Source organism: Stenotrophomonas maltophilia group sp. Smal32, from assembly GCF_030237085.1.
GTDB lineage: Bacteria > Pseudomonadota > Gammaproteobacteria > Xanthomonadales > Xanthomonadaceae > Stenotrophomonas > Stenotrophomonas maltophilia_Q.
In genome coordinates, this window is sequence record NZ_JASJSI010000056.1 from 13,870 (window position 1) to 26,417 (window position 12,548).

General features: G+C 66.2%; 10 protein-coding genes. 5 read left to right on the plus strand and 5 right to left on the minus strand.

The window, feature by feature from the left end; all coding sequences use genetic code 11:
* Nucleotides 1-159: 159 nt before the first annotated feature.
* The 3 genes from QRO91_RS14010 to mtgA are packed head-to-tail and all read right to left on the minus strand — an operon-like array spanning nt 160 to nt 2,366.
* A complete protein-coding gene (locus tag QRO91_RS14010) occupies nt 160-591 on the minus strand; it encodes a CBS domain-containing protein (RefSeq protein ID WP_012511858.1) in 432 nt (143 codons plus the stop codon).
* The gene (locus QRO91_RS14015; RefSeq protein WP_049428112.1) at nt 551-1,570 is read right to left on the minus strand and encodes a glycosyltransferase family 2 protein; all 1,020 of its coding nucleotides are present in this window, start codon (nt 1,568-1,570) and stop codon (nt 551-553) included. Before QRO91_RS14015 ends, QRO91_RS14010 begins: the two co-directional genes overlap by 41 nt.
* A gap of 46 nt (nt 1,571-1,616) precedes the next feature.
* On the minus strand, nt 1,617-2,366 hold the full coding sequence (gene mtgA / locus QRO91_RS14020) for a monofunctional biosynthetic peptidoglycan transglycosylase (protein WP_049428115.1): 750 nt from the start codon (nt 2,364-2,366) through the stop codon (nt 1,617-1,619).
* Nucleotides 2,367-2,443: 77 nt separating this feature from the next.
* Between mtgA and QRO91_RS14025 the strand changes: the two genes are divergently transcribed.
* Nucleotides 2,444-3,337, plus strand: a complete 894-nt coding sequence (locus QRO91_RS14025; protein WP_049428116.1) for an Hsp33 family molecular chaperone HslO — start codon at nt 2,444-2,446, stop codon at nt 3,335-3,337.
* Nucleotides 3,338-3,487: 150 nt separating this feature from the next.
* Entirely contained in the window at nt 3,488-4,300 is an 813-nt protein-coding gene (locus QRO91_RS14030) for a hypothetical protein (RefSeq protein WP_024956328.1), read from the plus strand.
* 188 nt (nt 4,301-4,488) lie between these two features.
* Here QRO91_RS14030 and QRO91_RS14035 read toward each other — a convergent pair whose 3' ends face one another.
* Complete coding sequence (locus tag QRO91_RS14035; RefSeq protein WP_049428118.1) at nt 4,489-7,446, minus strand: TonB-dependent receptor domain-containing protein; 2,958 nt, start codon at nt 7,444-7,446, stop codon at nt 4,489-4,491.
* Between the two features lie 231 nt (nt 7,447-7,677).
* The gene (locus QRO91_RS14040; RefSeq protein WP_005410690.1) at nt 7,678-8,277 is read right to left on the minus strand and encodes a TetR/AcrR family transcriptional regulator; all 600 of its coding nucleotides are present in this window, start codon (nt 8,275-8,277) and stop codon (nt 7,678-7,680) included.
* A 141-nt stretch (nt 8,278-8,418) separates the two neighbouring features.
* Between QRO91_RS14040 and QRO91_RS14045 the strand changes: the two genes are divergently transcribed.
* The 3 genes from QRO91_RS14045 (at nt 8,419) to QRO91_RS14055 (ending at nt 12,354) form a co-directional block, all read left to right on the plus strand.
* Entirely contained in the window at nt 8,419-9,336 is a 918-nt protein-coding gene (locus tag QRO91_RS14045; protein WP_049428119.1) for an alpha/beta fold hydrolase, read from the plus strand.
* Nucleotides 9,333-11,810, plus strand: coding sequence for an acyl-CoA dehydrogenase (locus tag QRO91_RS14050; protein ID WP_049428122.1), 2,478 nt, complete (start codon nt 9,333-9,335; stop codon nt 11,808-11,810). Before QRO91_RS14045 ends, QRO91_RS14050 begins: the two co-directional genes overlap by 4 nt.
* 76 nt (nt 11,811-11,886) lie before the next feature.
* Complete coding sequence (locus QRO91_RS14055) at nt 11,887-12,354, plus strand: hotdog fold domain-containing protein (protein ID WP_049428124.1); 468 nt, start codon at nt 11,887-11,889, stop codon at nt 12,352-12,354.
* The last annotated feature ends 194 nt before the right edge of the window (nt 12,355-12,548 follow it).

Here is a 12,548-nt window from a genome sequence, read left to right on the forward strand (position 1 = left end):
CAAGCCTACAGGGACGTACTTGCGGCGTGTCCTGCACGCCCATGCCCTCCGCCTCCCGACATATCAGGAAGGCGCTGCTCTCAGCTCTGGCTCTGGCTCTGGCTCTGGCTCTGGCTTCGAAAAGCGGGCCGGCGGGCCGCAGGCCCGCCAGCGAACACCTCACCCGGCAACGATGTACTGCTGCAGCTGATCCAGCTCGCGCCGCTGCGCATCGATCACCGACTTCACCAGGTCACCGATGGAGATCACCCCCAGCACCTGCGCGCCCTCCACCACCGGCAGGTGGCGGATGCGGTAGTCGGTCACCAGCTGCAGGCAATGCTCCACCTGCTCGCCCGGCGACACCGTCACCACCTGTGCCGTCATGATCTCCGCCACAGCCGTATCGCGCGAAGAACGATCACGCAGCACGATCTTGCGCGCGTAATCGCGCTCGGACAGGATGCCGACCAGCCTCGGGCCGTCCATCACCAGCACCGCACCGATGCCCTTTTCCGCCATCAACCGGATCGCATCGATCACCGCCGCATCCGGCGCGACCGCATGTACTTCAGGAGACTTGCCGTCCAACAGTTGCCGTACCGTGGTCATCCGCCTGCCCTCCGAGGGTGGGTTGCAGGGCCGAGTCTGCCACGGACGATGCTAGCCACGCGTCAACCAGGTACAACGGCCGCTGCTTGGACTCTTCGTACAGCCGCCCCAGGTACTCGCCGATCAGGCCCAGCGCGATCAGCTGCACCCCGCCCAGGAACAGGATGACCGCCATCATCGTCGGCCAGCCCGCCACCCGGTCGCCATACAGAGCCGCCTTTACGATTACCCACAGGCCGAACACGAAGGCCACCGCCGCGGTTGCCAGCCCCAGGTAGGTCGCCGCACGCAGCGGCACGGTCGAGAACCCGGTAATGCCTTCCAGGGCGAAGTTCCACAGCCGCCACAGGCTGAACTTGCTGGTGCCGGCCACGCGTGCCTGGCGGTGATAGGGCACCGCCACGCGCTTGAAGCCCACCCAGCTGAAAAGCCCCTTCATGAAACGATGGCGCTCACGCATCTCGCGCAGCGCACTCAGCGCGCGCGGAGACAGCAGGCGGAAATCCCCGGTGTCAGCCGGGATCGGCGTACGCGACAGGCGCCCCATCACGCGGTAGAAGATCGCCGCCGTGGCACGCTTGATCCAGGCCTCGCCATCGCGCGCCAGCCGCGTGCCATAGACATTGTCATGGCCCTCGCGCCAGCGCGCGACGAACTGCGGCAGCAGTTCGGGCGGATCCTGGCCGTCGGCGTCGAGGATCATCGCCGCACCTTCGCGCACCAGGTCCAGGCCAGCGGTCAATGCCGCTTCCTTGCCGAAATTGCGCGACAGCTTCAGCGCGGAGACCCGCGCGTCGGCCTGGGCCAGGCGGGCGATCACCTCCCAGGTCCCATCATGGCTGCCGTCGTCCACGTACAGGATGTGGCCGTCGATGTCGGGCAGCACATCGAGCACCGCGCACAACCGCGGATGCAGCAACGGCAGTGCCAGTGCCTCGTTGTAGGCGGCGATGACGAAAGTGAGCCGTTCGCGGGTCATGCCCGGATTGTACGTTGCCGCCGCCCACAGATCAGGCGGCGCGCGCTCACTCGTCCGACAGGTACGCGGCCCCACCCAGCTGCCGTGCCTGGCGCTGGATCCAGGCGGCGCGCCGCTGCACGTACGGCCCTGGCTTTGCGGCGTTGTAGCGCCGTGGCGCCGGCAGCACCGCTGCCAGCCGCGCGCTCTCGGCCGGGCTCAGCCGCGCCGCATCCTTGCCCCAGAACGTCTGCGCTGCCGCTTGCGCGCCATAGACACCGTCGCCGAACTCGGCAATGTTGGCGTACATCTCCAGGATGCGTTCCTTCGGCCACAGCGCTTCGATCAGCACCGTGTACCAGACCTCCAGGCCCTTGCGCACCCAGCTGCGGCCCTGCCACAGGAACAGGTTCTTGGCCACCTGCTGGCTGATCGTGCTGGCACCGCGCAGGCGCCCGCCCTTGGCATTGTGGTCACGGGCCTTCTCGATGGCCTGCAGGTCGAAGCCGTTGTGGTCGGGGAAGCGCTGGTCCTCCGCCGCCACCAGCGAGATCGGCAGGCTCGGCGCCATCTGGTCCAGATCGCGCCACTGGTAATGCAGGCGATAGGACCAGTCCGCCTCGCACAGCGCCTCGCCGTAGCGCCACAGCATCACCGTGGACACCGGCGGGTCGATGAACCGCAGCACCAGGACCTGCAGGCAGCTGAAGGCGGCCAGCAGTACCGGCAGCCACAGCAGCCGTTTCCAGCGCCAGCGCCTGCGGCGCGGGCCTTCTGCCACGGCTTCCACCTTGTGCTGCTCTCCCCCTGCCCCCATTACTGGTGCATCCTTCTTCTATCTGGTTGTCGGCGCATTATCCGGCAACCGCCCCCGTTTACGCGCGATGTGAGCCGATGACCGCCAACCCCGATTCCCTGATCCGCTTCCTGCTCCCCGACGCTGGCGTCCGTGGCGTCCACGTGCGCCTGCAGGCCACCTGGCAGGAAATCCTGTCCCACGCCGAGTACCCGGATACCGCTGCCGAGCTGCTGGGCGAAGCCTGCGTGGCTTCGGCGCTGTTCACCGGCCACACCAAGATCGATGGGCGCCTGTCGATCCAGCTGCGCAGCAGCACCGCCCTGCGCACCCTGTTCGCCGAATGCACCGCCGCCGGTACCCTGCGCGGCATCGCCCAGCTCAGCGAAGGCGCCGATGCGCCGCGCGACCTGTCCAGCCTTGGCGATGACGCCCTGCTCGCGATCACCATCGAGAACCCGGGCCTGGACCCGCGTGAACCACAGCGTTACCAGAGCCTGGTCGGACTGACCGCACCGGAGCTGGACGAAGCCTTCGAGGACTACTTCCGCCAGTCCGAGCAGCTGCCGACCCGCCTGCTGCTGGCCGCCGACCGCAATGGCGCCGCCGGCCTGCTGCTGCAGAAGCTGCCGGGCGACGAAGGCGACGAGGACGGCTGGGCGCGCGCCAGCGCCCTGTTCGAGACCCTGGGCAAGGCCGAACTGCTGGCCACCCCGGCCGAGCAGCTGCTGCACCGCCTGTTCCACGAGGAGAAGCCGGCGCTGATGGGCGAAAAGCCGCTGTCCTTCGCGTGTTCGTGCTCGCGTGAGCGGGTCGCGTCGATGCTGCAGTCGCTGGGTGAGGACGAGGCCCGCGCCGCCGCCGAAGACACCGGCGCCGTCGAGGTGCGTTGCGAATTCTGCGGGCGGGAGTATCACTTTCCGTTGACGGAGTTCGGCATACTGTTCCACGGTGCCGAGGGGACGGTGCCGGCACCTGAACGGCTTCAATAAAACAGCTTGTCTTGCATCTGGGGGGATCAAGGCTTGTTAAGAATTCATAAACACCCTACGATCAAGTTCCCGTATCTGCGGGAACTTCCGTTGCCCTTTCCTGTCTGAACTGGTTCGATGCGTACCTTCCTGCGTCTACCGCTGGCCATGATGATCGCCCTTGGCGCGATCACGGGCGTGCATGCGCAGAGCAAGGATACCCGCACCGTGCTGCCGGTATGGAACAAGGGCAGCGGCAAGGTCGAGGCCCTGCTGTACCTGGAGCCGACCGGTGAACAGGCGGCCGGGGCGCGCTGGCATTTCGGCCGCAACTCGCTGGATGCAGCCTTTGGCCTGTCTTCTGGCGATTCGTTGGGCCTGCTCTGCAGCAGCAGCGGGACCAGCATGAGCGGTCTGGCCAGTCACTGCATGCTGGCCAGCCTCGGCGACGAGGACGACCTCAACAGCCGGCGCTTCACCGGCACCGCCGCCTTGAACCGTGGCAGCAGCCGCCTCGGCATCACCGCCGGAACCGGCCGTGAAACCCTGCCGGCGTGGCTGGCAGGCCCGAACAAGACCCCTTCGCTGCGTGCCGAGCAGAATGACCTGACCGTGTTCGCGCAGAAGAACATCGGCCGCGAAGGCTTCGTTTCCATCGCCGGCACCTACGCCAAGGCTCGCCTGGTACCGCTGGCCGATGCTTCGCCGGCCATCGCCGACCGCTGGGACAGCAAGAGCCTGAGCATCGGCGCCGGCTACGGCAATTTCACCGGCAGCATCATTGGCCGCGTCATCGATGTGCCGGGCAAGCCCGGCAAGTGGGAAGGCCTGGGCATCGGCCTGACTTGGCGCACACCGTGGTCCGGCCAGCTCACCGTGGGCGCCGAGAACGTGATCAGCCGCGGCAAGAATCCGTTCTCGCCGCGCAACGAAAGCAACGACGACGGCACCGTGCCCTACGTCCGTTACGAGCAGGACCTCTAAAGGCCCTGGCTTCGTCGCAGCGGCAACGCTGCCGAACACCTTTTCTTTTTCCGTGGTGCCACCGACACCGGCATTGTGCTGCGTGCAGCTTCCGGCCGCACCCCAACCATGCATCGCCTTCGCGCCCATGAAAAAAGCCACGCCCCTTTCGGGGCGTGGCCATGTCACACGTACGGATTACGCCGCGATCAGAAGCGCTGGGTGTACTTCATGTACAGGAAGCGACCGATGTCGAAGCCACCGTAGTAGGAGACGTTCGCGCTCGGCTGGCTGTACATGGTCGGGCCCACGCGGCCGAACACGTTGTTGGCACCCACGGCCACGGTCGCATTCCACGGTGCGTTCCAGCGCAGCTGGACGTCGTTGAACACGGTCGCGCCACGCTGGTTGGTCGCGCTGCCCACCGCCACGCCCTGGTTGTTCGGCGAAGCGTAGTTCGGCAGGTTGCACTCTTCCGGGAACGTCACGGCGCTCAGGCACGATTCCTTCATGCCGGAGAAGTAACGGACGGTCCAGCTGGCACCGAAGTCACCCATTTCCCAACCCAGGTTCAGGTTCGAACGCACGCGGAAGGCGCCGCCCGCCCAGCCCACGCCGGTGCGGGGATTCGGGTGGGTGACCGGGTTCTTGGTGGTGACCAGGTCGTCACGCGAGGTGTAGGTGCTGGTCCACTGCGCGCTGAAGTTGCCGAAACGATCGGTCGGCAGGCGGTAGCTGACATCCAGGTCGAAGCCTTCCACCTCGCGGTAGCCGGCGTTGATGCCGGTGCGCTTGAGGTTGTTGACGATGCCGGTCACCGGATCACGCGTGAACGCCGAGCAGCGTGCCGCGATGTCGTTGATGTAGCAGTCGTTGAGGATCAGGTTGGCCGTGTCCGAGATGATGGTGTTCTCGACGCGGATTTCCCACCAGTCCAGCGACATGTTGAAGTTCTGGATGAAACCCGGGCTCCAGACGAAGCCCAGGGTCTTGGACGTCGAGGTTTCCGGGGTCAGCTGGTCGTTGGAACCGGAGACGAAGGCCAGCGGGGTCTGCGACGATGCAGCGGTGGTCGGGGTGAAGCCCTGCTGCTGCTGGCGGAAGTTGTTGACGTTGACGCCGGCCGGCAGTGCAGCGGCGCAACGGGCACGCACCGCAGCGTTGGTGCGCGCTGCACCGTAGACCGAATCGCACGGATCGGTGAAGAAGTCGAACGACTGCGAACCGCCGCTGTACAGGTCGGCGATGGTCGGGGCACGGAAGCCTTCCGCCCAGGTACCGCGGATGAGCAGCGAGTCGATCGGCTTCCACTTGAAGCCGAACTTGCTGTTCAGCGTCGTGCCGAAGGTGTCGTAGTCCGAATGACGGGTGGCCGCGTTGAGGCTCAGCTCGCGGGCGCCCGGCAGGTCGGCCAGGATCGGCACGTTGAACTCGGCATAGACTTCGTCAACCTTGTAGCCACCACCGGTCGGGAAGTTGGCCAGGCCGGAGGTGTTGCCCGACTGCACCAGCGCGTCCGGGCTGAAGCTGCCCGTTTCCTTGCGGTGTTCGATACCCACGGCGAAGCCCAGGTCGCCGGCCGGCAGGGTGAACAGGCTGCCGGCGAGGTTGGCGGTGACGACCTTGGTGGTGGTCTCGGCGGTGGAGTGCGCAGACGGGAACAGCAGGTTCTGCAGGGCGGTATTGCCGGTCAATGCGCCATTGGCACCGTTGCTCTGGATGCCGGCATGCAGGAACGGGTTGTACGGCACGCACTGGTTCAACCCGATCGGGTTGGCCACGGTACCGCACTGCGCCACGCCGCTGCTGTTGATGAACGACGGACCCACGGCCGCACGCAGCGCGGTCAGGTTGAGGTCGCCGGTGCTGGTCTGGACCAGCTTGTTGTTGTTGTACAGGTAGCCGACATCCCAGTCGAACAGGCGGTCGGAGAACTCGAAGCTGCCTTCCAGGCCGCCGCTGAAGCGGAAGGTGGTCAGCTCGGCGCGGGTGTTGCGCGGTACTTCCGAAGTACGACGCCACCAGTTGGCGATGTCAGCACCCAGCGGATTGAACACACTTCTGGCCGAAATCGGCGAACCGAAGGCCAGTGCGCCGTACGGATAGCCGGCGATCTGGCGGTTCGAATCGCGGAAGCTGTACAGCATGTTGGTGCGCAGGCGCACGTTGTCGGTCAGGTCGTAGATGCCATCGACGAACACCGCACGGCGCTCCTGCGGGGTACGCAGGTCGGTCTGCAGGTTGGTGTTGGTCTTGTCCTGGGTGGAGAAGCTGTTGACGTTCTGCGCGATGTAGTCGGCCTTGTTGCTCGCGTTGCCACCCTCACGCAGGATCACGCGCACTTCGCGGTTCGGGTTGGATGCACTGGCGGCCGGATAGGTGACGCCCGGCAGGCCATCGGCCGGACGGCTGACGAAACCGCCGAACTCGCCGACGGTGGTCCAGCCGAAGTCCGGGTGGTTGGCGCTGCGCGGGAACGCACCGTACGGACGATCCGCCGCCCGCACCTTGTCTTCCTTGGCGTACTCGGCACCGATGGTCAGCGAACCGCGCTCACCCTTCACGCCCATGGTGAAGTCCATGGTGCGGGTGGCACCGTCGCCTTCACTGTACTGGCCGTAGTAGACGCTGCCGGTGGCGCCTTCGAAGTTGGTACGGGTGATGATGTTGATGACGCCGGCGATGGCATCGGAACCGTAGATCGACGAAGCGCCGTCCTTCAGCACTTCGATGCGCTCGATGGCCGAGACCGGCACGGTCGAGATGTCCTGCAGGCCACCGGTGGTGATGCCCAGGCGCTTGCCGTTGAGCAGCACCAGGGTGCGGGTGGCACCCAGGTCGCGCAGGCTGATGTAGGTGCCGCCGACGGCTTCGCCCGAGGACAGCGGCTGGGCACGGCTGATCGGCGGCGTACCCACGGCGCTGATGTTCTGCAGGATGTCAGCGACCGACGAGAAGCCCTGCTTCTCGATGTCGGCGCGGCTGAGGGTCAGGACCGGCTGGGCAGTTTCGACGTCGACGGTACGGATGCGCGAACCGGTGACTTCAATGCGGTCCAGGTTGGTGGCGGTCTGGGCAGACGCCACACCGGTGCCGGCAACGGATGCGGCGCTGGCGGCCAGCGCAACGCACACTGCATCGCGCAGCTTGTTGCTGTTCAACTTCATGGGCTCTCTCTCCATGGATCTTGGGTTGTGTGCTGAGTCCAACCGACGTACCCCAAAAGGGAGGCACAAAAAACGGCTGGTGACCCGATAGTAGCCACACTTGATCTGGAATTAAAGAGTCGTTAAGAAAACGCCCAAATCGCGTGAAACCAGTCTCACTACGACATACGTTGGCGCATTGAGGTCGCCCTGCAAGGCGCATTCGGCACTTGCAGGGCGCCGTTTTCCCATTCAGCTGGGAATGAGCGTCTCGATCAGATGCTCGACATAGGCCTCGAAATCCTCGCGGGCCTGCTTGGGTTGCTGCAGCTGCAGCGAAAGCTGCAGGAAGCCAACGTAGGCTGCATAGGCCAGGCGTGCGCGATGCCGTGCATCGGTGGAGCTGAGCCCGGCCTGGCGGAACGAAGCAACCAGGTAGTCGAGCCGGCGCTGCGACACGCGGTCGATCACCGGGCGCACCATCGGGTGGTCCAGCGCCTTCAGCAGTTCGCTGTAGATGATGTGCGGCTGCACTTCGTGCGCCACCATCTGGAACAACTGGCGCAGGCGCACGCGCGGATCCGGCACATCCTCCAGGCTGCCGAACACCTGTTCCTGTTCGAACAGTTCCCAGCGTTCCAGCGCCGCCTGCAGCAGCGCATCACGCGACGGGAAGTGCCAGTAGAAACTGCCCTTGGTCACACCCAGGCGCCGCGCCAACGGTTCCACCGCGACGGCACCCACACCTTGTTCAGCAATCAGATCGAGAGCTGCCTGGGCCCAGTCTTCGGCACTCAGGCGGCTGTTGCGGCCGGCGCGCGGTTCGCCGGCGGAAGCGTCAGGTTGATTCATGGGCTGATTTAACCATACGCCGGGGTTCGTTGCAGTACGCGGTTGCGGCCGAAACCGTCGCGGCGCCCGCCTGGGCACCTGCCGCAGCGCACCATACCGTGCAGTATTGACTTCCCTCACAAGCGCTCCATACTAGCAAGTATGGTTACGTCCCCTACTCCCGCTGCGTTCCATGATCTTCGCCTGGAGGCCGCCCATGGCGCGCGCCTGGCTGCGACTGCCAGCGACCATGGCCGCCGTGGCCGGGTGCTGTTCGCGCATGGCTTCGGCCAGACCCGGCATGCCTGGAACGCCACCGCGCGGGCCCTGTCTGCGGCGGGACTGCAGACATTGGCCTACGACGCTCGTGGCCACGGCGATTCGGACTGGAATGCCGCCGAACTGCCCTATCACGGCGAACAGTTCGCTGATGACCTCATCGTGCTGGCCGGGGAACAGCCGCGCCCGCCGGTGCTGGTCGCAGCCTCGATGGGTGGCCTGTTCGGCCTGCTGGCCGAATCGCGCTGGCCGGGCCTGTTCTCGGCGATGGTGCTGGTGGACATCACCCCGCGCTGGGATACCGCCGGTGTTGAACGCATCCTGGCCTTCATGACCGCCCATCCCGACGGCTTCGCCTCGCTCACCCAGGCCGCCGATGTGATCTCGGCCTACATGCCGCACCGTCCGCGCAAATCCGAGCAGTCGCTGCGCGCGCTGCTGCGCGAGGACGGCCAGGGCCGCTGGCGCTGGCACTGGGACCCGCGCCTGGTGGCCGAACTGGCGCGCGACAGCGAGCAGCACCAGGATGCGCTGGCCGAGGCCGCACGCCAGGTGAAATGCCCGCTGCTGCTGGTCAGCGGCGGCCGCAGCGACCTGGTCACGCCACAGACCGTGGCCGAATTCCTGGCGTTGGCGCCGCACGCGCGTCACGTACAGCTGCCGCAGGCCACGCACATGGTCGCCGGCGATGACAACGACGCCTTTACCGCTACTGTGTTGGACTATCTGGACGTGTTGCCCGCAGCGGATGCTGCGGCTTCGTCCGCCACAAACGAGCACGTCACCGGAGCACGCTCATGAGCATCGTTCTTCCCTTCCTCGCCCTGCTGCTGGCAGGCGCGTTCGTCGCCTACCACCGCATGCGGCTGGTTACCTGGACGCTGATCAGCGTGGCCCTGCTGGTCGCCTGCTGGTTCATCCCCTACGTCAACCAGACCGCCACGATCGTGGCTGCCGCCGTGTTGGCCGTCATCGCCGTGCCGCTGCTGCTGCCGTTCATCCGCAAGCCGCTGCTGACCGGCCCGATGATGAAGGTGTTCCGCAAGGTGCTGCCGCCGCTGTCGCAGACCGAGCGCATCGCGCTGGAAACCGGCTCGGTCGGCTTCGAGGGCGAGCTGTTCACCGGTGATCCGGACTGGAACATCCTGCTCAACTACCCCAAGCCGCAGCTGACCGCCGAAGAACAGGCCTTCCTCGATGGCCCGGTCGAAGAGCTGTGCACGATGGTCAACGACTGGGAAATCACCCACGTCCACGCCGACCTGCCGCCGGAGCTGTGGGCCTTCATCAAGAAGAACAAGTTCTTCGGCATGATCATTCCGAAGGAATACGGCGGCCTGGGCTTCTCCGCGCTGGCCCACCACAAGGTGATCCAGAAGCTGGCCTCGGTGTCCTCGGTGGTCAGCTCCACCGTGGGCGTGCCGAACTCGCTGGGCCCGGGTGAACTGCTGGTGCACTACGGCACCCAGGAACAGAAGGACCAGTACCTGCCGCGCCTGGCCGATGGCCGCGAAGTGCCCTGCTTCGGCCTGACCGGCCCGTTCGCCGGCTCCGACGCTACCTCGATTCCTGATTACGGCATCGTCTGCAAGGGCGAGTGGAACGGCGAGCAGGTGCTCGGCGTCAAGCTGACCTTCGACAAGCGCTACATCACGCTGGCCCCGGTTGCCTCGCTGATCGGCCTGGCGTTCCGCATGTACGACCCGGATGGCCTGATCGGCGATACCCGCGACATCGGCATCACCCTGGGCCTGCTGCCGCGCGACACCGCCGGCGTTGAAATCGGCCGTCGCCACTTCCCGCTGAACTCGACGTTCCAGAACGGCCCGATCCGCGGCAAGGACGTGTTCATTCCGCTGACCCAGCTGATCGGTGGCGCTGCCATGGCCGGCAAGGGCTGGAACATGCTCAACGAGTGCCTGGCCGTGGGCCGCTCGATCACCCTGCCCTCCACTGCCAGCGGCGGCGCCAAGGCCGGTGCTGCCGTGACCGGCGCCTATGCACGCATCCGCAAGCAGTTCGGCCTGTCGGTCGGCCGCTTCGAGGGCGTGGAAGAAGCGCTGGCCCGCATCGGCGGCAAGGCGTACAAGATCAGCGCGCTGTCGCAGGCCACCGCTGCCGCCGTGGACCGCGGCGACGTGCCGTCGGTGCCGTCGGCGATCGCCAAGTACCACTGCACCAACATGAGCCGTGAAGTGATCTCGGACATGATGGACGTGATCGGCGGCAAGGGCATCATCCTGGGGCCGCGCAACTTCGCCGGCCGCAGCTGGCAGGCGGCGCCGATCGCGATCACCGTGGAAGGCGCCAACATCATGACCCGCAGCCTGCTGATCTTCGGCCAGGGTGCGATCCTCTGCCACCCGTGGGTGCTGAAGGAAATGAAGGCGGCGCAGGATCCGGACACCCGTGCCGGCCTGCAGGAGTTCGACCGCAGCCTGTTCGGCCACATCCGCTTTGGCCTCTCCAATGCCGTGCGTTCGTTCTGGTTCGGCCTGACCGGCGCCCGCTTCGGTGCCGCCCCGGGCGATGCCTACACCCGCCGTTATTTCCGCAAGCTGGACCGCTATTCGGCCAATCTGGCGCTGATGGCCGACATCTCGATGATGACGCTTGGCGGCAAGCTGAAGTTCAAGGAATCGCTGTCCGGCCGCCTGGGCGATGTGCTGAGCCATGTCTACATGACCAGCGCCATGCTCAAGCGCTACCACGATGAAGGCGCACCGCAGGCCGACCAGCCGCTGCTGGCCTGGGCCTTCCATGACAGCGTGCACAAGATCGAGGAATCGCTGTCGGCCGCCCTGCGCAACTTCCCGATCCGTCCGATCGGCTGGCTGATGTGGGCGCTGATCTTCCCGCTGGGCCGCCGTGCCGAGGCCCCGGGCGACCGCCTGAGCCGCCGCGTCGCCGCCCTGCTGATGGCGCCGAACGAAGCCCGCGACCGCCTGGCCAGTGGCGTGTTCCTGACCCCGTGCGAGAACAACCCGGGTGGCCGCATCAACAGCTACCTGAGCAAGGCGATCATGGCCGAGCCGGTGGAGCGCAAGTTCCTGAAGGCGCTGAAGAGCAAGGGCATCGAGGCGCTGGACTTCAAGGCACAGCTGGACGAAGCCGTGGCCGAGGGCGTGATCACCCAGGACGAGCGCAGCCTGCTGGAAGAGCTGCGCACGCTGACCCTGGACACCATCACCGTGGACGACTTCGACACCCATGAACTACGTGCGGCCAGCTACTACGACCGCCAGCACAAGGACCCGCATTCGCAGGCGGCCTGATCGCCCGCGACACGCGTTGCCTTCGACGGCGGGCCTTGGCCCGCCGTCGTTCTATCCGACGACCGGAATACAGACCATGTCCACGCCCCTGCTCTCGCTCTACCACCGGCTGCAACGCTGGCCTGCCGGCACCTGGCTGTTCTCACGCGCGGTGTGCTTCAAGGCGCCCTACTTCGCCAGCATCGCACCGCGCATCACCCGCCTGGAACACGGCCGCTGCGAGGGCACGCTGACCGACCGCCGCAGGGTACGCAACCACATCGGCACGGTGCATGCGATCGCGATGTGCAACCTGGCCGAACTGACCGCTGGGTTGATGGTGGATGCATCACTGCCGAAGGGCATGCGCTGGATTCCGAAGGGCATGCAGGTGCAGTACCTGGCCAAGGCGCGCGGCACGCTGCAGGCGGTGGCGCTACCGGCGCAGCCGATCATGGCGGCGGCACAGGGCTATGCGTTGCCGGTGACGGTGAGCGTGCGCGACCGCGCGGGAACGGAGGTGTTCAGCGCGGTCATCGACATGTGGATGTCGCCGGCGAAGTAGTGTGTTCCCGCGAACGGCGCAGCCCCTCGTGGATGGGTCGCCAAATGCGGTTTATCGGCTGGGCCGGAGGGGTGAGGCCGGGCGGGGACGCCGCAAGTACGTCCGTGTAGGCTTAGCCGCGCCATCCATGGCGCGGATACCCCGCCCGGCCCCACCCCTCCGACCTCTGACAGATCTCTGTGGCGTCCACCCAC